Source organism: Desulfonauticus submarinus (assembly GCF_900104045.1).
GTDB lineage: Bacteria > Desulfobacterota > Desulfovibrionia > Desulfovibrionales > Desulfonatronovibrionaceae > Desulfonauticus > Desulfonauticus submarinus.
Map to the genome: position 1 here is coordinate 20478 of NZ_FNIN01000005.1, position 24238 is coordinate 44715.

25 protein-coding genes are annotated in these 24238 nt (G+C 31.4%); 15 read left to right on the top strand and 10 right to left on the bottom strand.

Annotated features, from left to right (window positions below; all coding sequences use genetic code 11):
- The first annotated feature begins 102 nt into the window (after positions 1-102).
- Genes BLP60_RS05995 through BLP60_RS06005 form a run of 3 tightly spaced genes read left to right on the top strand, consistent with a single transcriptional unit; the run spans position 103 to position 2606 of the window.
- Complete coding sequence (locus tag BLP60_RS05995) at positions 103-966, top strand: metal ABC transporter solute-binding protein, Zn/Mn family (protein ID WP_092064962.1); 864 nt, start codon at positions 103-105, stop codon at positions 964-966.
- A gap of 39 nt (positions 967-1005) precedes the next feature.
- Entirely contained in the window at positions 1006-1770 is a 765-nt protein-coding gene (locus BLP60_RS06000; RefSeq protein ID WP_159427693.1) for a metal ABC transporter ATP-binding protein, read from the top strand.
- A gap of 11 nt (positions 1771-1781) precedes the next feature.
- Positions 1782-2606 carry a metal ABC transporter permease gene (locus tag BLP60_RS06005; protein ID WP_092064968.1) on the top strand — a complete coding sequence of 275 codons (825 nt, stop codon included), beginning with the start codon at positions 1782-1784 and terminating at the stop codon, positions 2604-2606.
- On the opposite strand, the gene BLP60_RS06010 is transcribed toward BLP60_RS06005, so the two are convergent.
- Together BLP60_RS06010 and BLP60_RS06015 are read right to left on the bottom strand one after the other, a co-directional pair.
- Entirely contained in the window at positions 2586-3485 is a 900-nt protein-coding gene (locus BLP60_RS06010; RefSeq protein WP_092064971.1) for a sulfite exporter TauE/SafE family protein, read from the bottom strand. The genes BLP60_RS06005 and BLP60_RS06010 overlap by 21 nt on opposite strands.
- A gap of 3 nt (positions 3486-3488) precedes the next feature.
- Complete coding sequence (locus BLP60_RS06015) at positions 3489-4655, bottom strand: pyridoxal phosphate-dependent aminotransferase (RefSeq protein ID WP_092064974.1); 1167 nt, start codon at positions 4653-4655, stop codon at positions 3489-3491.
- A 178-nt stretch (positions 4656-4833) separates the two neighbouring features.
- Here BLP60_RS06015 and lipB point away from each other — a divergent pair, with 178 nt between their 5' ends.
- The 10 genes from lipB to BLP60_RS10585 all read left to right on the top strand — a co-directional run bounded on the left by lipB (position 4834) and on the right by BLP60_RS10585 (position 13293).
- Positions 4834-5451, top strand: coding sequence for a lipoyl(octanoyl) transferase LipB (gene lipB / locus BLP60_RS06020; RefSeq protein WP_092064977.1), 618 nt, complete (start codon positions 4834-4836; stop codon positions 5449-5451).
- A complete protein-coding gene (gene lipA / locus BLP60_RS06025; RefSeq protein ID WP_092064980.1) occupies positions 5426-6277 on the top strand; it encodes a lipoyl synthase in 852 nt (283 codons plus the stop codon). The genes lipB and lipA overlap by 26 nt, the downstream gene beginning before the upstream one ends.
- 90 nt (positions 6278-6367) lie before the next feature.
- A complete protein-coding gene (locus BLP60_RS06030) occupies positions 6368-7912 on the top strand; it encodes an ATP-binding protein (protein ID WP_092064982.1) in 1545 nt (514 codons plus the stop codon).
- Between the two features lie 36 nt (positions 7913-7948).
- Positions 7949-8140 (top strand): ferredoxin, encoded by a 192-nt coding sequence (locus BLP60_RS06035; protein ID WP_092064985.1) that lies wholly within the window; start codon positions 7949-7951, stop codon positions 8138-8140.
- 272 nt (positions 8141-8412) lie between these two features.
- Positions 8413-9285 (top strand): transporter substrate-binding domain-containing protein, encoded by an 873-nt coding sequence (locus BLP60_RS06040; RefSeq protein WP_092064988.1) that lies wholly within the window; start codon positions 8413-8415, stop codon positions 9283-9285.
- Between the two features lie 17 nt (positions 9286-9302).
- Complete coding sequence (locus BLP60_RS06045) at positions 9303-11828, top strand: PAS domain-containing hybrid sensor histidine kinase/response regulator (protein ID WP_092064991.1); 2526 nt, start codon at positions 9303-9305, stop codon at positions 11826-11828.
- Positions 11829-11993: 165 nt separating this feature from the next.
- Positions 11994-12227, top strand: a complete 234-nt coding sequence (locus BLP60_RS06050) for a hypothetical protein (RefSeq protein WP_200779111.1) — start codon at positions 11994-11996, stop codon at positions 12225-12227.
- The gene (locus BLP60_RS06055; RefSeq protein ID WP_092064994.1) at positions 12220-12441 is read left to right on the top strand and encodes a hypothetical protein; all 222 of its coding nucleotides are present in this window, start codon (positions 12220-12222) and stop codon (positions 12439-12441) included. The genes BLP60_RS06050 and BLP60_RS06055 overlap by 8 nt, the downstream gene beginning before the upstream one ends.
- Positions 12442-12468: 27 nt before the next feature.
- The gene (lolA, locus tag BLP60_RS06060; RefSeq protein WP_092064997.1) at positions 12469-13110 is read left to right on the top strand and encodes an outer membrane lipoprotein periplasmic chaperone LolA; all 642 of its coding nucleotides are present in this window, start codon (positions 12469-12471) and stop codon (positions 13108-13110) included.
- A 12-nt stretch (positions 13111-13122) separates the two neighbouring features.
- Positions 13123-13293 (top strand): hypothetical protein, encoded by a 171-nt coding sequence (locus tag BLP60_RS10585; protein WP_159427694.1) that lies wholly within the window; start codon positions 13123-13125, stop codon positions 13291-13293.
- A 15-nt stretch (positions 13294-13308) separates the two neighbouring features.
- On the opposite strand, the gene BLP60_RS06065 is transcribed toward BLP60_RS10585, so the two are convergent.
- The 3 genes from BLP60_RS06065 to BLP60_RS06075 are packed head-to-tail and all read right to left on the bottom strand — an operon-like array spanning position 13309 to position 15197.
- Positions 13309-14043, bottom strand: a complete 735-nt coding sequence (locus BLP60_RS06065) for a pseudouridine synthase (protein ID WP_234970963.1) — start codon at positions 14041-14043, stop codon at positions 13309-13311.
- 20 nt (positions 14044-14063) lie between these two features.
- The gene (locus tag BLP60_RS06070) at positions 14064-14750 is read right to left on the bottom strand and encodes a J domain-containing protein (RefSeq protein WP_092065002.1); all 687 of its coding nucleotides are present in this window, start codon (positions 14748-14750) and stop codon (positions 14064-14066) included.
- A gap of 3 nt (positions 14751-14753) precedes the next feature.
- Positions 14754-15197: a YkgJ family cysteine cluster protein gene (locus tag BLP60_RS06075; RefSeq protein WP_092065005.1), complete on the bottom strand. Its 444-nt coding sequence runs from the start codon at positions 15195-15197 to the stop codon at positions 14754-14756.
- Positions 15198-15605: 408 nt separating this feature from the next.
- Between BLP60_RS06075 and mqnC the strand changes: the two genes are divergently transcribed.
- Positions 15606-16631, top strand: a complete 1026-nt coding sequence (gene mqnC, locus BLP60_RS06080) for a cyclic dehypoxanthinyl futalosine synthase (RefSeq protein ID WP_092065008.1) — start codon at positions 15606-15608, stop codon at positions 16629-16631.
- Positions 16632-16651: 20 nt separating this feature from the next.
- Positions 16652-17860: a M24 family metallopeptidase gene (locus BLP60_RS06085; RefSeq protein ID WP_092065011.1), complete on the top strand. Its 1209-nt coding sequence runs from the start codon at positions 16652-16654 to the stop codon at positions 17858-17860.
- Positions 17861-17909: 49 nt separating this feature from the next.
- Here BLP60_RS06085 and BLP60_RS06090 read toward each other — a convergent pair whose 3' ends face one another.
- The 5 genes from BLP60_RS06090 to BLP60_RS06110 form a co-directional block, all read right to left on the bottom strand.
- The gene (locus tag BLP60_RS06090; protein WP_092065014.1) at positions 17910-18833 is read right to left on the bottom strand and encodes a manganese-dependent inorganic pyrophosphatase; all 924 of its coding nucleotides are present in this window, start codon (positions 18831-18833) and stop codon (positions 17910-17912) included.
- Between the two features lie 149 nt (positions 18834-18982).
- Positions 18983-20278: a sigma-54 interaction domain-containing protein gene (locus BLP60_RS06095; RefSeq protein ID WP_234970964.1), complete on the bottom strand. Its 1296-nt coding sequence runs from the start codon at positions 20276-20278 to the stop codon at positions 18983-18985.
- A gap of 2 nt (positions 20279-20280) precedes the next feature.
- Positions 20281-21504 (bottom strand): type II secretion system F family protein, encoded by a 1224-nt coding sequence (locus BLP60_RS06100; RefSeq protein WP_092065018.1) that lies wholly within the window; start codon positions 21502-21504, stop codon positions 20281-20283.
- A 20-nt stretch (positions 21505-21524) separates the two neighbouring features.
- Positions 21525-23219 (bottom strand): GspE/PulE family protein, encoded by a 1695-nt coding sequence (locus tag BLP60_RS06105; RefSeq protein WP_092065021.1) that lies wholly within the window; start codon positions 23217-23219, stop codon positions 21525-21527.
- Entirely contained in the window at positions 23209-24237 is a 1029-nt protein-coding gene (locus BLP60_RS06110; protein ID WP_092065024.1) for an ExeA family protein, read from the bottom strand. The genes BLP60_RS06105 and BLP60_RS06110 overlap by 11 nt, the downstream gene beginning before the upstream one ends.
- Between the last annotated feature and the right edge of the window lies 1 nt (position 24238).

The window sequence follows — 24238 nt, forward strand, 5'->3', positions numbered from 1 at the left end:
TTATTTATACTAAATTTATTAGATAATTTTCCCTTAGTCTTGACTTGGATTAAATTAGATTTAAGGAATTTAGATAAATTTTATTAATTAGAGGTGTGGAGAATGAGAGGGTTTTTGTTTGGCCTAATTTTAGGGGTAGCATTATTTTGTGGTCAGGTTAGTTTTGCCAAAACTGTGGTGGTAGTAAGTATTGAACCGCAAGTTTATTTTGTACAAAAGATAGGAGGATCTGGTTTTCAGGTAGAGGTTATGGTTCCTCCTGGAGCAGAGCCCCATGCGTATGAGCCACGTCCAAGACAGATGCAGATGATAACAAAAGCTAAGGCTTACTTGGCCATAGGAGTCCCTTTTGAAAAAGTATGGTTAAAACGGTTTAAACAACAAAATCCTCAGTTAAGAATTTTTTATTTAGATAAAGGTATAAAAAAATATCCACTTGAGGAACAAGTTGTGTTTGTACAAAAGAGAGATTCTTCTATAAAGGGAGAGCTAGATCCACATATTTGGTTAGGCTTAGATGAGGCAAAGCAAATAGCTAAAAATACCTTTAATGCTTTGGCTAAAATTTTTCCTGATCAAAAGGCAGTTTTTAAAAAAAATTTAGAACAGTTTTTGGTTCATTTAGATCAGTTAAAAAAGGATTTTAATCAAAAGTTACGATTATTAAAAGGTAAGACTTTTTTGGTATTTCACCCTTCGTGGGGGTATTTTGCAAGATGTTTTGGCTTAAAACAAATGGCAATTGAAGTAAAAGGTAGAGAACCTAGTGCAAGAGAAATGGCTGAAATTATTAAATTGGCGCGAGAAAAAAAGATTGCTGTTATTTTCATCCAGCCTCAATTTGCCAGAAAAAAAGCAGAAGTCATTGCCAAACAATTAGGAGCAAGAGTTGTGAGTTTAGATCCCTTAGCTAGAAATTGGGAAAAAAATCTTTTAAAAGTTGTAGATTCTCTTTTATTAAAATAGTTACTGTCTGTAAAAGACAGATTTTGGGGAGAGTCAATTGTGAAAAAAATAGTGATAGAATTAAAAAATGTAAGTTTTGCTTATAGGGAACAAATAGTTTTAGAAAATGTGAACTTAAGAGTAAGACAAAAAGAATTTTGGGCAATACTTGGTCCTAATGGTGGAGGTAAAACAACTTTGCTTAAAATCATTTTAGGTTTATTAAAACCTTTACAAGGGGAAGTAAAAGTATTTGGCAAACCTCCTGCTAAGGTACGAGAGTTTATAGGTTATGTCCCTCAACATGGGGTGCGCAACACTTTGCTTCCTCTAAGTGTCTTTGAGTTGGTTGCCATGGGTTATCAAAAGAATAAAAGTATTGGCTTTTTTTATAATCATAAGTGTAAACATAAAGTTTATAATGCCTTGGATAGAGTTGGATTAGTTTCTTTAGCCCATAGAAATGTTTTAGAACTATCTGGGGGAGAACTGCAACGTGCCTTAGTGGCAAGAGCTTTAGTAAATAGTCCTAAATTGCTTATTTTTGATGAACCTACTGCAAATGTAGATCCTCAAGGAAAGGTTTGTTTATATGAGCTTTTGGGGCAATTAAAACAGGATATGACTATTTTAGTAGTTACTCATGATTTGGTTGTATCTTCATCCTCTGTGGATTGCTTAGCAGCAGTGAATAAAAAAATTGTGGTGAGCAAAACAGGAGAATTAGATAAGACAATGTTAGATTTGATATATGGAATACATGGTGAACTGTGCCCTTTAAACAAGGCTGTTTCAAATCCTCCTGGGACTTTTTTAAAACCCTAAAAGAGGTGGATATGGTAGAAATGCTTGGTTTTGAATTTATGCGGAATGCTTTTTTAGCCGCTTTTTTGGCAAGTCTAGCCTGTGGTCTTATTGGCCCACTGGTTGTGGCTAATAGACAAGTGTTTTTAGCAGGGGGAATGGCTCATGCCGCTTATGGAGGCGTAGGGTTGGCCCTTTTTTTGAGTTTGCCTGTTCTCCCTGTGGTCTGGCTTTTTACTCTTGTTATGAGTGTGTTTTTTGCTTTAATTAACTTAAAACAAAAAGAAATGACCGAAGCTCTTGTTGGATTAATTTGGTCTGGAGGTATGGCTTTTGGTATATTATTATTAGATTTTAGTTCAGGATATAATGTTGATCTTATGAGCTATCTTTTTGGAAGCATTTTGACTGTAAGTAAAGTTGATATTACTTTAATGTCCATTTTGAATTTAATTATTGGATTTATAATTTGGGTAAAATATAAAGACTTTTTAGTTTTAATTTTTGATTTTGAATATGCAAAATCTTTAGGGTTGAAAGTTAACTATCTTTATATTCTTTTAGTAGTGTTAATATCCTTTGTTGTTGTTTTACTTATACAAGTTGTTGGTTTAATTTTGGTTGTTGCATTGCTTACAATCCCTGCGTATTTAGCTAGGAGATGGAGCTCAAATTTAGCAATGATGATGTTTTTTTCATTTTTATGTGCCTTGTTTTTTTCACTAATAGGTATAGTTTTGAGTTATTATTTAAATTTAACTTCTGGTGCTAGTATCATTGCAGTAGCTGTAATATGCTTTTCTTTTTTCACTTTAAAAGATCTTTTTAGTGGTGTTTTAAGAAATAAAAAAGTTTAGAATATACTTTAAAGAAATAAATACTACACAAAAGCATAAAATAGACTTAATTATTTTGGTAGGAACATATTTTTGTGTTTTTGCCCCAAGATACATTCCAAGAATACCACCTACTCCAAAAAGAAATCCCAACGACCAATCAGGGGAGACGCTTAAATGAGGGTAATATTGTCCTAGTATTTGATAGATTATAACACCAGCTAGAGAGCTTATAAAGGTAGAAAGTAAAGTTGCGCCAGCAATGGCATAAATGGGTAATTTAAAGTAAGCTACTAGAAAAGGTACTAAAAGGGCGCCACCACCAATACCATATATCCCTCCAATGATTCCGATACAGAGGCTTAAAAAGAATATTGGTAGAGTAGGAAAAGTAAATAGTTTATCGTTAAATATAAAAGTTGAACGGAATAGGGAAAAAGTTGTTTTTTTTAAGACAAAGCTGTTTGTTTTAGGAGGAGATTTAGTTACATACAAAATATCTTTTAAAAGTTTTATTCCTATATAAAGCAAAACTAAGCCTGCAAAGAATTTAAATTTTTTAGGATCTGGAAAGTATTTTAATCTCATCCAACTACCCACTAATATGCCAGGGACACTTCCTGCTGTAATTATAGCTGCAAGGGAGTAGAGCATTCTTTTTTCTTTTATATAGCGTAGGACTCCACTTGGTATAGCGATAAGATTAAAAAGTTGATTAGTAGCGCTTACTGAAGGAGAAGTATAGTGAAGGATGCTTATTTGAAAAGGAAGGAGAATAAAAGCTCCTGAAACTCCGCTCATAGAAGTAAAAAACGACACAATAAAAGAAATTAGAGGTGGTAGAAATATATTGGTACTTACTCCTGAGACTTGGAAAGTAATTTCAAAAAATTCTAACATTGGTTAAAATGAGTTTAAATAATGTTGTAATCGCTTTAGTCCTTGTTTTAAATTGTCAAGAGAATTGGCATAGGAGAATCTTAGATATCCTTCTCCCCTAGGCCCAAAATCTATTCCAGGTGTTATTCCTACATGGGCTTTTTTCAATATATCTTGAGCTAATTTAAGAGAGCTACCAGCAAATTTTTTTGTAAGATGCGAAGCATTTACAAAGACATAAAAGGCTCCTTGTGGTTCTACTGGCAAGTTGAATCCTAATTTCTTAAGCTCTTTTAAAATAAATTTGCGTCGTTTAGAAAATGTTTTAACCATATTTTGAACATATTCTTCACTAGAAGTTAAGGCAGCTATACCTGCAAGTTGAGCCAAAGAATTGGCACAGATAAAGAAATTTTGGGCCATTTTGCGTAAAAAGGGGATAAAAGGTCGTGGAGCTATAATATAGCCTAGCCTTAGTCCAGTCATAGCAAATAATTTAGAAAATCCATTTAAGACAAAGGCATTGTTCGTAAATTCAAGAATGGAGTGTTCTTTAGTATCATATACAAGACCGTGGTATATCTCGTCTGAAATAATAAAAAAATTTTTTTCTTCAGCAAGATCTGCTAATTGTTTGAGATTAGAAGAAGAGAGGAGTATTCCTGTAGGGTTGGCAGGAGAATTTATTAACATAACTTTAGTTCTAGAAGTAAGGTGTTTTTTGACTAGTTCTATTTCAATTTTATATCCAGATTGTTCAAAAATAGGTATACGTATAGGTTTGGCGTTTAGAGCTTGGATAAAGTTTGGATAACAGGCATAACAAGGATCTGTAATTATAACTTCATCACCTGGATTCAGAAGTAAATTTAAGGTCATTAAGAGTGCAGGAGATGTCCCTTGAGTTATAAAAAATTGGTCAGGATGAATGTTTAATTTATATTTTTTAAGGTAATATTCAGATAAAGCTTCGCGTAAAGGTAGCATCCCTTGACTGTGAGTATAATGGGTAAAATCTTGGTTGACACCTCTTAAGATTGCTTGTTTTACTTCTGGAGAAGGAGGAAAATCTGGTTCTCCTATTTCTAGGTGAATGACGGATGTTCCTTGTTGTTCCATTGTTTGAGCTGTTTCCAGAATATCCATGACAATAAAAGAAGTTAGTTTAGAAATATGTTTAGGTACAGGCATAATTTATTCCTTGGTATAGGGTTGTTTATTTTATTGATTTGATTTTTTAAATTGTTCTAGCAACCCTTACTAAAGGGGTTGGAGTATTTTTTTAAAAATATATGGTTATAAATGATTCCTATTAGGTAAAGTAGCTTATATTTTTTTATTTAGAAATTCAAATAAAAAGGGAAAAGGTATGCGGGTAATTGATTTAGGAATTATTTCTTATAAACAATGTTTAGAATTACAATTAAAAACTTTAGCAGAAGTTCAGGCAGGGCAAGAGGATACGTTATTTGTGTTAGAACATTTTCCAGTTATTACTTTTGGTAGAAATGGTGGGGAAGAAAATTTACTTTTTAATAAAAAAGAGCTTCGAAATAAAGGAGTTGAATTAGTAAAGTCTTCTAGGGGCGGGAATATTACATGCCATTTCCCTGGTCAAGTGGTGGTCTATCCTATTTTTAGACTTGGAAAGAGAAAAGGAGGTGTAAAAAAATTTTTTTTTGATTTAGAAGAAGTTGTGATTCAGGTTTTAAAGGGATATAGTATAGAGGCAAATAGGATAGAAGGTCTTAGTGGGGTTTTTGTTAAAGAGAAAAAGATATGTTCTATTGGTATTGGAGTAAAACGCTGGATTTCTTATCATGGATTAGCTTTGAATGTTTATTCAGATTTAAGTTTATTTAAATTTATAAACCCTTGTGGTTTAAATAGAGAAATGACTGCAATTCACTTAGAAAGTGAAAAAAAACCTACAATAAAAGAAGTAAAAAAGGATTTAGTTTATGTCTTCAACACGTTATTTACGTAAACCAGAATGGTTAAAAGTTAAGTTGCCTACTAGTAAATGTTTTTCTCAAACTAGGAAATTGCTTGCTGATCTAAATTTAAATACTGTGTGTCAAGGTGCACGTTGTCCGAATATTTTTGAATGTTTTTCTAAAAAAACAGCAACATTTTTAATTTTAGGAAAATTTTGTACTAGAAATTGTGCTTTTTGTAATATTGAACATAATAAACCAGAGCCTGTAGATTTAGAAGAACCTGTTAGAGTTGTAGAAGCAGTTAAAAGATTGCAATTAGAATATGTAGTAATTACGTCTGTAACCAGAGACGATTTGCCAGATGGAGGGGCAAGCCAATTCAAAAAAGTTATAGAACTTTTAAAACAGAATTTAAATGTTAGAGTAGAGGTGTTAATCCCTGATTTTAAAGGTAGTTATGAGGCATTAAAAATAGTTTTAGATGCAAAACCTAATGTCTTAAACCACAATGTAGAAACTGTTCCTAGTTTATATAGAAAAATTAGACCTCAAGCTGATTTTGAACAGAGCTTGTTATTGCTAAAAAGAACAAAAGATTATAACTCTCAAATAAAAACAAAAAGCGGTCTTATGTTAGGTTTAGGAGAAACAAAGACAGAAGTGATAGAAGTGCTAGAAAAGTTGGTGGAAGTTAGGTGTGATATGGTTACTTTAGGACAATATTTGCAGCCATCAAGGAATCATTATCCTGTAAAGCGTTATGTGCATCCAGATGAATTCTTTGAATTTAAAGAAAGAGGAGAACAGATGGGATTAAAAGTGTTCTCAGGGCCTTTTGTAAGAAGTAGTTATCATGCTGCTGACTGGGTTTAAAGATTTAATGTTTGGATTAATAAAAGTATTTTATAGTAGATAACTTGATGATGTTTAAAGCTGGATGAGTAAAAAAGAGGTTGAAAAAGTATGCAAAAGTTACCCATAGGTTTGCAGAGTTTTAAGGCTTTGCGTGAAGATAACTATCTTTATGTGGATAAGACGTTTTATATTAAAGAGTTAGTAGATAGGGGGAAGTATTATTTTTTGTCTCGTCCTCGTCGTTTTGGCAAGAGTTTGTTTTTAGATACGTTAAGGCAGGCATTTTTAGGACGTAAGAAATTATTTGAAGGTCTTTATTTATATGAGAGATGGGATTGGGAGAAAAAGTATCCTGTTATTCACATTAGTTTTGGCGCAGGAGTAATGAGGAATTTGGATGAGCTAAGAGATACTATGGAGTCTTTTTTAATAGATTGGAAAAATGCTTTTTCTATTATTTATGAAAAAAAGAGCATTAAAGAAAAATTTAAAGAGGCAATTCAAAAGGCAGCTGAGAAATATAACAACCAAGTAGTAGTGTTAATAGATGAATATGACAAGCCAATTTTAGACAATATAACAGAATTAAATAAGGCAAAAGAAATAAGAGAGGAATTAAAGAATTTTTATTCAGTGTTAAAAGACAGTGATGAGTATTTAAAGTTTGTTTTTATAACAGGGGTGACCAAGTTTTCAAAGGTATCTATTTTTAGTGGATTAAATAATTTAGATGATATTACGTTAGAAAGAAATTATGCGACTATTTGTGGTTATACGCAAAGTGAATTAGAGAAAAATTTTGCAGATAGATTAAAAGGAGTTGATTTATCTGAGGTAAGGAGATGGTATAATGGCTATAGTTGGGGAGGAGAAAAGGTTTATAATCCTTTTGATATATTGCTTTTTCTTAGTAAGAAACAATTTCAGAATTATTGGTTTGAGACAGGGACACCTACGTTTTTGATAAAGATGTTAGATGAGAATAAATATTATATTCCAAGGATAGAAGAGATAAAAGCAGGAGGAGAAATTATAAGCAGTTTTGAGTTAGAAGCGTTAAAAATAGAGACTTTGTTATATCAAACAGGTTATTTAACAATTGAAAAGATAGAAGAGATATTGCCTTATGAATATGAATATCATTTAACCTATCCTAATTTAGAAGTAAAAAAAGCATTTACTGACAGTTTGCTTACTTTTTTTAGCAATGATTTGGTTAAAAAATCAGAGAATAAGATTAGTTTAGTAAAGAAATTAAGGGCAAAAGATTTCGAGGGATTAAGAGAAGTTTTTTATTCTTTTTTTGCGTCTATTCCTAATGATTGGTATCGTAAGAATCAGTTATCAGGCTATGAAGGATTTTATGCATCTATATTTTATTGTTATTTTACTGCGTTAGGCTTGGAAGTAAAAGCCGAAGACGCAACTAATCAGGGTCGTTTAGACATGGCAGTATTTTTTGAGGGGAGTTGTTATATTTTTGAGTTTAAGGTAGTGGAGTTGATAAAAGACGAGAATTCAGCATTAACTCAAATAAAGACAAAAGGTTATGCAGATAAATACAAATCTCAATATGATGAAATTTATCTGATAGGTGTAGAATTTAGCAAAGAAGAAAAAAATATCGTGGGCTATGAAGTGGAAAAGTTTTAAATAAAAAAGATTTTGTTGAGAAAAGGAGAAAAGAAAGTGGATGTTTTAATAGATAGGGATTTATGTATTGGATGTGAAGCGTGTGTGGAGATATGTCCGAATGTTTTTGAAATAAATTATTCTGAGAAAAAAGCGTATGTTATAAATCCTGAAGGAGCATCTTTACAAGAACTTAAAGATGCAGTGGAATCGTGCCCTGTAAAATGTATTTTTCTAGAAGATTTGTAAGTTTTTTAATTTTATATTAATTTTAGCTTAACCTTATTTAGTTTGAGTCCTCTCTCAATTCTTTTTTATACACCAAGAGATTATTTTTAGTAATTTTCTCTTTAGAATTGACTTTTTGAGATATTTTCCTTTATCTCTCTAAAAAAAGCCTATGTTTAATTTTTTAATAGTTTTAAAGTTTATTTAGCCTGGAAAATTAGTTTTTTGATGCTTAAGTATGTATAGAAAGATATTGTTCAAGGAAAGATAACTGATACCTAGAGGGTAGAGGCATGAAAAAGATATATTTTATATTTTGTTTATTTTTTTGTGTGTTCTTTTGTCGTCCTGGTCTAGGTATAGAAGTAAAAGATATTATCCAAAGAGGAGAATTAAGACACCTTGCTGTTCCTTATGCGAATTTTAATTTAGGAGATAATACTGGTTTTTGCCTAGACTTAATTAGAGCTTTTGCCAAAGACCTAGGAGTGAAATATAAGTATGTTCCTTCTTCTTGGGAAACAATTTTGGATGATTTGGTAGGTAGAAAAATATTGTTTGCTAATAAACAGGTAATAATCGGAGATGTTGTTCAAATAAGAGGAGATATAATTGCCACAGGATTTACTATTTTAGATTGGAGAAAAGAGGTGGTTTTGTTTTCTGAACCAACTTTTCCCACTCAAGTATGGTTGGTAGGTAAATTTGATTCTGATTTAAAACCTATCAAGCCTTCAGGAAACGAAGAATATGATATCCAAAGAACCCTTACTTTGGTAAAAGGAAGAAGGGTTTTAGGTAAGAGAGGAACGTGTTTAGATCCTAGTCTTTATAAATTATCTCAAAAAGGTGCTATTTGTGAAGATTTTGCAGGAAATGTTAATGATATTGCAGGAGTAGTATTAAAAGGAGATGTAGAATTAGCTATTTTAGATGTTCCAGATGTTTTAGTAGCTTTAAGAAAGTGGCCTGGTCAGCTTAAAGTGTTAGGTCCTATTTCTAAACGTCAATATATGGGATGTGCTTTTAATAAGCATTCTATTGAACTCAGGAATAGATTTAATTCTTTTTTACATAGAATAAAAGAGAGGGGGTTATATTTAGAATTGGTAAAAAAATATTTTCCTGATGCTATTTATTACTTTGCTGATTTTTTTAAGTTTTAATTAATTGAAATAATGTTATGAATATAAAAAGTTTGTTTTTTTGGTATAAAGTAATATTTGCTGTTATATGTTTTATAACAGTCTATGTGATTTGGGTCATGCAAGATACTTTGCAAGTTCAAAAATTGCAAAGAGAGATGACAAAACGTTTATTTTTGGGTCAAATGGATAATAAGATAGAGACAATTTCTCTTTTTCTACAAGAAAGAAGAAGAGATTTAAAACGTCTTAGTAAGGATGAGAGAATAAAAGCATTTTTTATTAATAGAAATTTAGGTATGTCTATGCAATATGGACTAAGAGCTTCCTATTTACAAATGATTGATACATTAAAACAAATGACAAGTAGAGATACTTTATCTTTTAAAGCTTTAAGTATTCGAGACAAAGATGGAAGCTTATTGGCTAGTGCAGGATTTATTCCTGCAAGCCTGCTTAGAATAGATGCTCATGCGGTTTTTAAAGAAGGATACTCTTTTTCTAATATTTTAAGATTGCAAAATAAAGGTTATATTAGAATTGTAGAAAATATTAAAGTGGGAAATAATAATGTAGCTATTTTAATTGGATATCTTGACTTGAAGCAAATATTTGAAGGTCTGTTGGATTTTAAAAGAGAACAAGTTATAGATATAATTTCTTTGATACAAGGAAACAATGTCTTATATTCCCTTAATTTTTTTAATTTTAATGGTGAATTAGATATTGGTGGTCTTTTAAATACATATTTTATGCAAGGTAATGATATTTTTATTAATAAAAAGGGGGAATTTATTGCTGTTAAAAAAATAGTTGGAACACCATTTAAGCTTGCTTTTTTTTGTAAGTCTAAATGTTTAAAACCAGAGATAACATTTAAAGTTTTTATTGGAATTATAGCTTTATTGTCTTTATTTTTAATTATATGTGTATGGATTGTTTCTTTAGGGCGTTTAAAGAAATTTTCCATGGAAACTAATAGAATAAAGAATCTTTTAGATTCTATCTTAAATAGTATTCAAGATGGGATTTTTGCTATTGATAAAGATTATACTATTTTGTTTGCTAATAAAATAATAGAGGGTTGGATATCTTTAGATTCTTTAGTTGGTAGAAAATGTTATAAGGTATTTTTTAATTTTGACCAACCGTGTAGTTTTTGCCCATCTAGAAGGTGTATGTCTTATATGGAGCCAGTAATGGCTTCTATGCAGGGTTTTGCAAATAGTAATTCATGGATCGAAGTATATAATTTCCCTTTTTATGAAGATGGTAAAGAACTGTCAGGAGCGGTTGTTTATGTTAAAGATATTACTCAAAAGAAACTGACAGAAGCAGAGTTAAAAAGGTCGAAAGAGCACTTAGAGAGAGTTGTGCAAAAACTTAAAGAGGCAGTAAGAAAAACTCATGAATTAGCTAAAGAGGCTAAACAGGCTAATAAGGCTAAAAGTATATTTTTATCTAATGTTAGCCATGAAATTAGGACTCCTTTAAATGCAATTTTAGGTCTTACTCAACTTCTTTTAGAGTATGAAGATTTTTCCGCTGAACAGAAAGAACATTTGTTAACTATTAAAAAGAGTGGTGAGCTTTTGTTAAAAATAATTAATGATATTTTGGAAATATCTAAAATAGAGTCTGGGAAGCTTAATGTATGTGTAGAACGGTTTAACCTTAAAGAAGTTTTAAATAAAATCGAGAGTATTTTTAGAGTTCAAGCAGAGCAACGAGGCCTAAATTTTAATATAGTGATAGATGATTTTCTACTAAACATAGATTTAGAAGGAGATGAGCAGAAGTTTGTTCAAGTTTTGGTAAACTTAGTGAGTAATGCCATTAAATTTACTTCTTCTGGAGATGTAGAAATTAGAATTAGGATACAAGAAAAGCATGAAAAGAATTTAATTTTGCGAGTAGAGGTAAAAGATAGTGGTCCAGGTATAGCAGAAAAAGATCTAGAGTCTATTTTTAGGCCTTTTGAACAGACTAAAGTTGGTAAAAATATTGGGGGAGGGACTGGGTTAGGTTTAACTTTAAGTAAACATTATATAGAGCTATTAGGGGGACGTATTGGAGTAGAAAGCGAATTAGGGAAAGGTAGTATTTTTTGGTTTGAGTTGCCATTTAACTATTTTACTCAGCTTAATCTTAAACAAAAAGAAATTTCCTCTATCTCCAAGCAAAAATTAAATCTTAAGATTTTAGCTGTAGATGATGATGACATTAATCGTATGATTTTGAAAGAGATGTTAGAACGAGAAGGGGCTACGGTTTTAGAAGCAAGTAATGGAGAGCAAGCTATTGAGAAATGTTTTCAAGAAAAACCCGATATTGTATTAATGGATATTAGAATGCCTAAAATGGATGGTTTAGAGGCTACAAAAAAAATAAGAGAAGTGTTTTCTTCTAAAGAGGTAAAAGTAGTTGCTTTAACTGCTAGTGCTTTTGAAGAGGATAAAAAAAGGATTTTAGAAACAGGGGTAGATGAATATTTGCGCAAGCCATTTGAAAGAGAAGATTTACTAAGGGTTATTTATCGTCTTATATCTAACAAAGAATCTTAAAGATTCAAGTATTATTAAAAACAATAAAGAGTCTAGTTGCTTAGCAAAAGAGAAAAAGTTATTTTATTCTAGTTTGACTTTTACCCTTCCTATTTTTAATAATTTATCTAGGTGAATTTTTGTGAGAAAAATTTTAAAATGGGAGATGAGTTGTAGTTTAAGACATTGGAGGAAATTACAAATATAGAAACAATAGCTGTTGGGAAATTTATTCGCGAGTTAAAACGATTAGAAAAAAATTATGGAAAGGGACGATGGCGACAATTAAAAGGAATTGCTAAGATAAAATTAAGAGATGGACAAGTGTGTGTAGCTGAGCTTCATTGGTATGAAGCTCATGGTATAGGTAAAAAAGAATTTAAAATTAAATATATATTAAAGGTGTTGAAAAATGCTTAAATTTTTAATTTGTGTTAAGAATAAGAACTATGAAACGTCTTTAGAAAAATGGAAAATTTATCCAGTAGTAAAAGAAGAAGAAATGGAAGGATATGTGAGAATTATAGATGAAAGCGGGGAGGATTATTTGTATCCAAAAGAATATTTTTTGCCCACAGAATTGCCTGCGATTGTGTCGGAAAAAGTAAAAAAAGAATATTTAGACCAAGTATAAAACATTTATACTGGATAGGAGGGAGATTTGAGATTACGTGTTCTAATAATTTTATTTTTTATTTTTGTAAGTCAGGGAGTATTTGCCCAACCAGATATATTAGATAAGATGCAAGCAAAGTATGAACAAATAAATTCTTTTCAGGCTGAATTTTATCAAACGCTTACAAATGCTGCTACCAAAGAACAAGAAGTACGAAAAGGAATAATTTATTATCAAAAACCCGGTCTTATTTTGTGGGAGGTTTTAAGTCCTGATCCAGAAAAATTGGTGGTGGGAGAGAAATTTGTTTGGGACTATTTTCCTGAAGAAAATACAGTTTATAAGTATAGACGAGAGCAAATTTTAACCTCTAAAACAATGCTCAAATTTATCTCAGGAAAGGCAAATGTTAAAGAAGATTTTGTGCCAGAGTTTCAGGGAAAGCAAAAAGATGGTCTTAAGTTTAAACTTGTACCTAAAAAACCAGAGCCAAGTTTGGTTTTAGCTTATGTTTGGATTGATAAAGATAGTTATCTTTTAAATAGAGTTATGCTTATTGATTTTTTTGGAAATGGTAATGAACTTTCTATTGTTAATACCAAAATTAACCAGGAGTTTAATCCAAATCTATTTAGATTTAAAGTAAAAAAGGATATGGAGGTGATTGATAATACTAGTAACTCTTAAAGGGAGGAAAGAATGGTTATTGTTGTAAAAGATTGTAGAGAATGCCCTTTTTGTACTAAGTTAGATGATAATAAAAAGCTATGTAATATAACTTTTCCACCGTATAGGGAAATAAAAGGAAATAATCTTCCTTCTTGGTGTCCTTTAAAAAAGGAACAAGTAATTGTACGCAATTTTGAATAATTATCTTAGTTATTTTTATGGAGGATTTAATCCAACGTTACTGTAAAGAGTATTTATTTCTTTTTTATTCAAGAGTCGGTGTCTACCTGGCTTTAAATTTTTTAATTTTATAGGACCTACTTGAACTCTTTTTAATTGTAAAATTGTAAGGTCTAAGTCTCTGCACATTCTTCTAATTTGTCGATTTAATCCTTGTTTAATTATTATTTCAACTAAAGTAAAAGATTTATTTTCTTTTATGATTTTTGTTTTTGCAGGGAATACATATTCACCTTCCAACAGAGTCATGCCTTGTTCCATTTTTTTTAATTTTTCTTTTATACTTTTTCCTCTCAAACGAACTAAATATATTTTTTCAACTTTGTATTTAGGATGAGTAACACGATAACACAACTCTCCATCTGTGGTTAGTAATAATAGTCCTTCAGAAAAGTAATCTAAACGACCTATAGGAATGGGTCGTTGTTGTTTGATTTTTGGAGGAAGCAGATCATAGATAGTTGTTCTGTTTTGTGGGTCAAAAAGAGAAGTGATTACGTGAATTGGTTTGTTCAAAACTAAAGTAAAAGGCTTTGGGTTTATTTTTATGATATGATTTTGTATTTCTACAATATCTTGTTCTGGATTTACTTGAAAATATGGTTTTGTAATAATTTGTTTGTTTACCTTGACCTGGCCATTGAAGATTAGTTGGTCAGCCTTTCTTCGAGATGTGAATCCTGCTTGAGAGATATATTTATTTAATCGCACAATGGATTCCCTGATATGATTTAATTTGAATTTTTAGGATAGATTTTAAGATAAAGGTCTCCTTGCCATGGTCCAAATTTGCGTCCTAATTTTTTTAATCTAATAGGTTGTCCTATTTTATAATTTAGAGGAATAGTGATTTCTACTTGGGTTTTAGAGGAAAATTTTTGATTTATTGTAATTTTGATTTTTGTACCAGCTTTTATTTGCGAAGGTGCTAAATAAATAGTTTGTTCGTGGTTTAATTGGTTTATCCACCAAGACTTAATTATTTCTTTAAAATACGCTAAACTTTTTGTGGGAGAAGTTTTTTGAGTTTGGGCTTGAGCAAAAATATCCTCAAATACTTTCCGAGCAAAGGGATCTTCTAGTATTTCTTTTAAAATTTCTTCTTGCGATTTATTAAATGTTTGGCGTCCTGATGAGGCATTTTTAAATTCTGTTTTGTTTGCCGTTTGCTTTGGAGATTTTTTCGGAGAAGTAGATTGTTTTTGCTTATGAGGAGAAGAAGGTTTGTGTTTTAAATAGTTTTTTAGATATACATAGGCTTGGTTTATTTCTTGAAATTTCAAAGTGGCCTTTGGATTTGAAGGGTTTAAGTCAGGATGATACTTAAAAGCCAACCGCCTGTACGCAGCCTTTACGTCTTGAAGGGATGCGTCTGGTTTTAGTTGAAGAATTGTGAAATAATGAGCTATATCTTTCATTTTTTAAAGTAAATCTTTTATTTGAAGGGCGGTAGGGCCTTTTTTTTCTTCACAAATTAAGTTATTTTCTTTGAGATAAGAGATGCCATATTTTTTAAATTTTTCAAAAGAAACATTTTTGTTAATTCCAGGGCAATAAGTTTTGGCCATTTCAAAGGCATTTTCATCAACTAGGTTCCCTCTAAAAAAAGGCCAGGCAGCACATACTTTTGGTTTTACTGGATGAATACCACATCCTTTTTTAGGATCAAAGAAAATACAAACATTGTTTTTTGTTTTTATTACATCTTTGTCTTGGTTTTTTTCTAAATATTTTTTTTGAAATTGTTCTATGGAAAGATTTAAAAATGATGAAATTTTATTTTGTTCTTCTAAACTTACAACTATTCCTCCTTTTCCTTCACAACAATGTCCGCACTTTTGACAATAAAATATTTCTTTATCCATTTTTTACCTTTATTTATGTGTAGTTTTAAAAAAATAGCAATTTTTTAAATAAATTTTTTAGTTTAATTACTAAGATTACTACAAACAGAACATTTTTTATTATAGATATTCTTCCAATTTACTCCAATTTTGAACATCTTGTGTCTATATATACATCGTAATTACAATGTTAAAAATGTCAAATATATTCTTGGGTGAGGTATAATTATATTTTAGAGTAAAATTTATTAGTGTTTAATGTTCCTTTGGAGTCAAATTAGAGTTTAAATTTTTTTAACTATTAGCAAAAAATTTATTCATTTTTTAAAAATGAGCATCTTAACCAAAAATATAATTTTTCACTTTCAAAACTTGTCGCTTGTGTTAAAAAAAACTATGTTGAATTTAAATTTTTAGCAAGGAGCAGTCATGTCTCGGTTAACCCTTAAACAAGCTCTTGAGCTTTGGCAAGAACAAGACCTTTTTAATTTGGGGAAAATGGCTCATAAAAAAAGGTTTGAGCTTCATCCAGAACCAGTAGTTAGTTATATTGTAGATAGGAATATAAATTATACCAATATTTGTGTTTCTGGATGTAAATTCTGTGCTTTTTATGCCCCTCCTAATTCAAAGAAAGGATATGTTTTAAGTTTTGATGAATTAGCTAAGAAAGTAGAAGAAACTGTTTCCTTAGGTGGTTATCAGATTTTGTTGCAAGGTGGAATGAATCCTGATTTGGATTTAGATTTTTATAAGAATATGTTATTGTTTTTAAAAAAACGTTTCCCAAGTGTTTGGATTCATGGTTTTTCCCCTCCAGAGATAAGTTTTTTGGCTCAAAAAGAAAATATATCTATAAAAGAAGTGTTGCTTCATTTAAAAGAGGCTGGTTTGGATTCTATTCCTGGTGGAGGAGCAGAGATTTTAGTAGATAGAGTTCGGAAAAAAGTTTCTCCTCGTAAGTGCGATGCTAGCACGTGGCTAAAAGTTATGGAAGATGCTCATTCCCTTGGGTTTAAGACTACTGCCACTATGATGTTTGGTCATGTAGAGACTTTTGAAGAACGTTTAGAACATCTGCAAAGAATTCGGGAATTGCAAGACAAAACAGGCGGCTTTACTGCTTTCATTCCTTGGACCTTTCAGCCTAAAAATACTTTAATTGATGTCCCTGAAGTATCTTCAGTAGAATATCTAAGATTTTTAGCCCTTAGTCGATTATTTTTGGACAATGTTCCTAATATTCAAGCATCTTGGGTTACTCAGGGGCCAAAAGTTGGACAAATGGCTCTTTTTTGGGGAGCAAATGATTTTGGCTCTACCATGATTGAAGAAAATGTTGTCAAGGCTACAGGAGTTTGTTTTAGGCTGCCAGAGGAAAAATTGCGGGAAATTATTGCAGGAGCTGGATTTGTACCTAAAAAGAGAAGTATGGATTATACTCTTTTAGAATAAATAGAAAGGGAGTATTTTTTATGTTTAAAGAATTAACTAAAGAAGAAATTGCCTTTCGTCTTCAAAAGTTGCGGAATAAGTGGGAACAATTAAGTTTTCCAACAAAGGATATTTTTATTTTTTCTCGTACGCTTATTTATTATTTTACTGGAACATGGGCCAATGGTCTTTTGTATTTACCATTAGTTGGTGAACCCATTTTGTTTTGTAGAAAGGGACTTGGCAGGGCTAAAAAGGAAGCAAAAATTTCTTCTGTGGTATCTTTTCGTTCATATTCGCAAGTAGAGGGAATTCTAAAAGACTTTGGATATAAATTAAAGACACCGATTGGTGTAGAAAAAAGAGGTCTTACTTGGGAATTGGCTGAGCTTTGGCAGAATAAACTAAAAAATTTTGAAATGATTAACGCAGATTATCTTTTAGCCAAGACTAGAAGCGTTAAAACTCGTTATGAGCTAGAGCTATTAAGAGAAGCTGGGAATAGGCATTGGTTGGGATTAAGAGAACATCTTCCTTTAAAAATCAGACCTAAAATGACAGAATATGAAATAAGTGTGGAGTTGTGGAAGGTATTTTTCGAGTTAGAACATGCAGGACTTATGAGAATGCAGGCATGTGGAGAAGAAATTTTTTTAGGACATATTGCAGCAGGAGATAGTGGTATTTATGGAAGTGCCTTTAATGGTCCACTTTGTTTGAGAGGTGTCCATCCGTTAGTTCCACAAATGGGCTCTCCTAATAAAGTTTGGGAAGAAAATGAGCCTTTAACTATAGATGTTGGATTTTGTTATCAAGGTTATCATACAGATAAAACTCAAGTGTATTTTTCAAAAAATTATAAGCCTGCGCGGGAGGTCTTAGATGCTCAAAAGTGTTGTGAGGAAATTCAAGAACAGGCAAGGGAAATGTTAAAACCAGGGGTGTTGCCAGAAGAGATTTATGTAAAAGCAGTAGAATTTGCCAAGAAAAAAGGTTTTGAACAGGGCTTTATGGGGTTAAAGGAAGATAAGGTTAATTTTTTGGGACATGGAATAGGGCTTTTTATTGATGAGTATCCGCCTTTGGCCAAAAAAATTAAAGATCCACTTGAAGAAAACATGGTAATTGCCCTTGAGCCTAAAATAGGTTTACCTTCTATTGGTATGGTAGGGGTGGAAAATACTTTTTTAGTAACTTCTAACGGCGGAGAATGTATAACAGGTAAAGAGTTTTCGCCTATTTGGATTTGATACTAAAAAGAGAGGCTTATAAAATAAGCCTCTCTTTTATATACTTTATTTAACCAGCAAAGGCCTTTTCAAAGTTTGGTACTACTTGTTTTTTACGGCTCATTACTCCATCTAACCATACAGAACGACCTTCAACAGCTTTGCCAAAAGCTTTTTCTACTACAGATGCGTCATCAGAAACTACCAATAACTCAGTTCCTTCTTTCATAATATCTGTGAGCATGAGGAAAATAGAATGAGCACCCTTTTCTTCTTTGACTTTTTTCATCTCTTCATAAAGGTCATCTTTGACAGGATCCAAGATGGATAGATCAACTACTTCTAGTTGTCCAATACCAACCTTGTTCCCACTCATATCAAAATCTTTGTAGTCGCGGAATAGTAAATCTCTAATAGGTGTGCCTTCTACTGCAGATTTTACTTTAAACATTTCCATGCCAAGGGCTTGTAAATCGTCAACACCTGCAATTTTAGCTAAGGCTTCTGCAGCTTCTTTATCTTTATCTGTGCAAGTAGCGGATTTGAAGATAACAGTATCACTTAAGATAGCACAGAGCATAATCCCTGCAATATTTTTAGGAATTTCAACTCCAAAAAAGTCATACATAGATTTGATTACAGTACAGGTACATCCTACAGGCCAAATCCAACATTCTAAAGGATTGGGAGTAGTTACATCACCTAATTTGTGATGGTCTATAATGCCTAAAATTTCACCTTCTTTTAGGTCATCTAAACTCTGGGCTAAATCAGAATGGTCTACTAAAATGAGTTGTTTACCTTTGGCAGAATCAATAAATTCTGGGGCATCAACGCCAAATTTTTCTAAAACAAATTTACTTTCTGGATTTAATTCGCCTTGCATAGCTGGTTTGGCTTCTACACCAAGTTTGGATTTAAGATCAGCTACAGCAATGGCAGCACAGACAGAGTCTGTATCAGGGTTTTTGTGTCCATAAACATAAACAGCCATGAGAAACCTCCTCAATTTTTTTACTTTCTTTTTAAAGAGCTTGTTCAAAATAGCACAAAGTTTTTGCCTTGCCAAGAAAAAAGTCATCTTCTCTTATGATAAGAAAATATTGCCAGTAAGCTTTTATATAAGTAGATTGATATTGTTTGTTATTTAAACTGATTAGGGTCTAGATTATATTTTTTTATTCTATGCCAGAGACTTCGTTCTTTTATTCCCAAGATTTTAGCTGCTTTTCTTTGAATCCCTTTAGTTTGATATAGTGCATTTAAAATAAGATGTTTTTCTATTTCCTGTAGTTTTTGGTCAAGATTTAAAGGTGTAGTTAGGTTTATAGGAGTAGAAATAGTTTCTTTATTTATAAATGGTAGGCTCTCAGGAGAGATTATATTATTGGAAGAAGAAAGGGCAGCTCTTTCTAGGACATTGAATAGTTCTCTTATATTTCCTGGCCATGAATAATTTAATAGATGGGCAAGGGTTTCAGGAAGTAGTTTTTTTTCAGGAAAATGTTTTTTTAAAAAGAATTCAGCTAAAATAGGAATGTCTTCTTTACGTTTTCTTAATGGTGGAAGATGTATAGGAAAAACATTTAACCTGAAAAATAAATCTTCTCTAAAAGTTCCTTTTTTAATCATTTGTTCTAAAGATTTGTTCGTGGCTGCAATAATACGAATATCTATTTTTTTAGGATGTTTACCTCCAAGTCTTTCTACTCTTTTGTCTTCTAGTACTCGTAATAACTTGCCTTGAAGCTCTAAAGGTAAGTCTCCTATTTCATCTAAAAAAAGTGTTCCTTTATGAGCAAGCTCAAATTTACCTGGTTTACTTTTTATTGCTCCTGTAAAAGCACCTTTTTCATATCCAAACAGTTCACTCTCTATTAAATCTTTTGGCAGAGCAGCACAGTTTATTTTAATCAATGGCCCATTATGTCGAGCACTTAGTTTATGCAAATGTTCAGCAATTAACTCTTTGCCTGTACCACTTTCTCCTAAGATGAGAACTGTGGAATCTGTAGGAGCCACAGTTAATACTTGTTGAAGAACTTGGCGCATTACTTTGCTCTGACAGATAATATCTGGAAAGAATTTTTTAGTTTCTACTAAAGAAATAGCCTTTGTCACTACGCCATAGGCATGATTAAAAATTGGCTCATATTTTAAATCTTGCTTGATACGTTCTACCTCTTTTTTTTCTTTAGAGATAAAGGGAGAAACTTTTTCCACAAATTCATCTATTGGTTTTAATAATAGTTTTATAAGAGATAAGGTCAAAAAAAACATTACTAAAAACACAACAAAAGCAGCTGCAAGCTTAAAGGATACATGATATTTTTGAATATAGATGCTGATGATAAAAAATAAAAATCCTATTCCGCCAACAATAAAAGAAATTAAAATTTCAGGTGATATAAAGATTTTTTTTCTAAGGAATTTCTTCATAATTATCTAGCAGCCATTTTAGTGAGATCCCACATTGGCATAAATATAGCTAAGGCAAAAAATCCCACAACTGCAGCTAAACCTACTATTAAAATAGGTCCAATATTAGTTGACATCTTTTGAACAGCATATTCTACTTCTTCATCATAGTGTTTCGATATTTCACTTAGCATTTCATCAAGATTCCCTGTTTCCTCTCCAACAGCAATCATAGAAATCACCATTGGGGTAAAAAATTTAGCAGATTTTAAAGGTCCAGAAATGCCTCTTCCTTCTTTTAATTTTTCTCTTATATTCTCAAACTGTTGAGAAATAGCGGCATTTCCTATAGTATCTGATAATATATCAATAGATTTTAATACACCTATACCACTTGCTTGGAGAATTGCAAAAATACTAGAAAATCTAGACATAGCTGCTTTTTGAAATACAGGGCCAATGATTGGAGTTTTTAAGAGAATGGTATCCCGCACTATTTTGCCCTGTTTTGTTTTAAAATATAATGCTAAACTTACTATCGTACCAATAAGAAAAAGTAGGCATAAATACCAATAAGTAATTAAAAAATGATATAGATTCAGTGCCATAACTGTAGGAAGAGGAAGTTGAATACCTGCGTTTTTAAAGATAAGAACAAATTTTGGAATTACAAAGGTAAGTAAAAAGAAAAATGCTCCAGTTAAGGCTATTAACACAATCATAGGGTATTGTAATGCTGATTTAATATCTTGTTTTACTTTATATTCATGGTCTAAAAGATAGCATAATCTATTCATTACTTCTACTAAAGAACCGCTAGTTTCACCTGCTCGTATCATTGCACAGTATAAACGGGAGAAGGTCTTAGGATGTTTAGAGAAAGCTTGGTATAGGGTTTTTCCTTCTTGGATATCTTTTTTCATTTCTATAATAATTTCTTGGAGTTTTATATTTTCTACTTGATTTTCTAAAATGGATAAGATTTCTACTATAGACAACCCAGCCTTAAACATGGTTCTAAATTGTTTTGTAAATATGATTAGTTCTGGGGTTTTTAAGGGAAATAATTTGCTTTTTAAGCTTTTCCAGATAGAATTTTTGGATATAGAATCAAAATTTTCTTCTATTTTTTGAGGGTATAAGTCTTTTTCAAGCAAAATGCTTTCAGCATTTTCTTTAGAGTTTGCTTGGATTACTCCTTCTATTAATTCCCCGTCTTCTGTAATTGCCGTATATTTATATTCCATATGCTTATTATACCTATTTCTTAGCTCAATACAACTTTAATTGCTTCTTCTGGGATAGTAATTCCTTTCTTTATTTTTTCTAATACATCTTCTTTTAAGGTTCTTAATTTTTTATTGTTGATTAAAATTTGTCTTAAAGTTTTAGATGGAGTATTTTTTAGAATGAGTTCTTGTACTTCATCATCATTTATAAGAATTTCATAGACTCCAACTCTACCTGAAAATCCCGTGTAGTGACATTGGGGACACCCTTTCCCCCTTTTGTATTCTATGTCTACTTTATTTAATCCAAGGTAATGGATTATTTTTTTATCAGGAGTGTATTTTTCTTGACAGTAAGGACATACTTTTCTCACCAATCTTTGGGCAATTGAGAGCATTAAAGAAGAAGCAACCATAAAAGGCTCTATTCCCATATCTATAAATCTGGTGATAGAACTAGCAGCATCATTAGTGTGAAGAGTACTTAGTAACTTGTGCCCGGTTAGAGCTGCTTGAATTGCAATTCGGGCAGTTTCTAGGTCTCTAATTTCTCCAACCATAATTACATCAGGATCTTGGCGTAAAATAGAGCGTAATCCAGTGGCAAAAGTCATCCCTGCTTTTTTATTTAGCTGGACTTGTCTAATATTATTCATCCTGTATTCTACTGGATCTTCTAGAGTGATTATATTAATTTCTGGTTGGTTTATCATATTTAAAATAGCATATAAGGTAGTAGATTTTCCACTTCCTGTTGGTCCTGTTGCTAGAATCATTCCATAAGGATTTTGAATAATTTTTTCTATCTTAAGTCTGTCCTCTATATCCATTCCCATTTCTTCAAGGGAATATATTTTTCTGCCCATATCTAGAAGACGGAGGACAAGATTTTCTCCATAAATAGTTGGTAGAGATGAAACTCTTACATTTATTTCTTTATTTTCTATTTTTATAGTAAAACGTCCATCTTGGGGAATGCGGGTGTTTGCTATGTCCATGTTAGCAAGGATTTTTATTCTAGAGGCTATGGCTAGAAACATTTTTTTAGGTGGAGCTGGACGTTCATATAATGTACCATCTATACGGAAACGTAATTGTATTCGTTCTTTTTCAGGACTTAAATGTATATCACTTGCGTGTTCTCTTACTGCTTGAGTTAAAATAGAATTTACTAATCTTATAACAGGAGCTTCTTTAGCTAAACCTGTAAGATTAGATATTTCTAAATCATCTGAGGTATCTAGATCATCTGGAGAGCTTATTTCTAAATTATCTATTTCCTCAATCACCTCACTTAGGTTTTGTTTTCCACCATATAAGGTGCTTAGGAGTTGTTCAATTTGAGATGGAGTACAAACAACAGGGTCAATTTCTTTATTAGTGTATAATTCCACAGAATCAACTGCTTCTATATCAAGAGGGTCTTCCATCCCCAGAACTAAAATTCTTCCTTTATCCTCAAGAGGAACGACTCTATGTTCTGAGGCAATTTCAAAGGGTAGAGTTTTAGATAAATTAGGATCCAAAGGATATTTGTCAGGAGTGAAGATTGGTAAATTTAATTGTTTACTTAATACATTTGCTAAATCTGTTTCTTTTAAAAAACCTTCATTAATAAGATATTGTCCTAATTTTTGGGAGGGTGGTTTATTTTCAAGGGCAAGTTTTAATTGTTTAGGAGAGATTAAAGACTCGGCGAGTAACAATTCTCCCAATTTTTTTTTAGTTTTCATTTTCCAATCCTTTAAAGTTAGTAATTGGAATAGAAGGGCTGGCTTTTTGGGTAGGAATAATGTATTTATGAAAAATATTTTTGCCTATTTTAAAGTAGTTAATACTAGACGATTTCCACATAATTAGAATGCAAGCCAGAGTTATAAAGAGAGCTATAATTAAATATACAAAAAACTTATTTTTTCGATTCGGGGTAGCAATTTTTTCTCTTTTTAATACAGTTTTTACTTGTTTTCTTTTTACCTTAGGTTCAGAGGATATAGCGGCTTGTAATAAACTTTTATGAGCTATATGTACAAGTTTCCTAGGGAAACCTTTAGATGCTTTATAAAGAGTAAAAATAGCAGGCCAAGAAAATAGTTCTTTAGAGGTAAAAATATCTGCTCCAGCTGCTCTTAATCTAAAAATAAGAAAATTTTTTACTTCCCAAAGATATAATGGACGCAATTTTAAAATAATATGAATTCTATCAAAAAAATTAGGCATTCTTTTTATTGTCAAAAAAAACTCTTCTTGCGCAAATATAATGACTTGTAAAAGTTTGTTTTCATTTGTTTCAAAATTTAGAAATTCGCGTATGCACTCTAAAATACAAGGTCTTAGTTTTTGCCCTTCATCTATTAAGAGAATAGGAACTTGTTGTTTGTGTGCAAATTCTAATATAGAATTTTTAATATGTTCCTTTAATTCTTTATTTGAAAATGAATTGGGAGGAGTCTTAGAGTAAAATAATGTATATATATTTTTTAAAAAATCTCTTTCATTATCAAAATCTGGATCTAAAATAAGATAAAATATATAGTCTTTTTCTTCGTAAAATAAATTTAAAAGACGTCGACAAAGTGTCGTTTTTCCTGTTCCGACATGACCTAAAACTACACTTAGTCCTCTTTTTAAACGTATAGATAGTTCTAATTGTTGTAGGCAGTACTTATGGGTTTTTGATTCATATAAAAAATTTGGATCAGGAGTGTTAGTAAAAGGTTCTTTTTTTAGGTTAAAAACTGAATAATACATA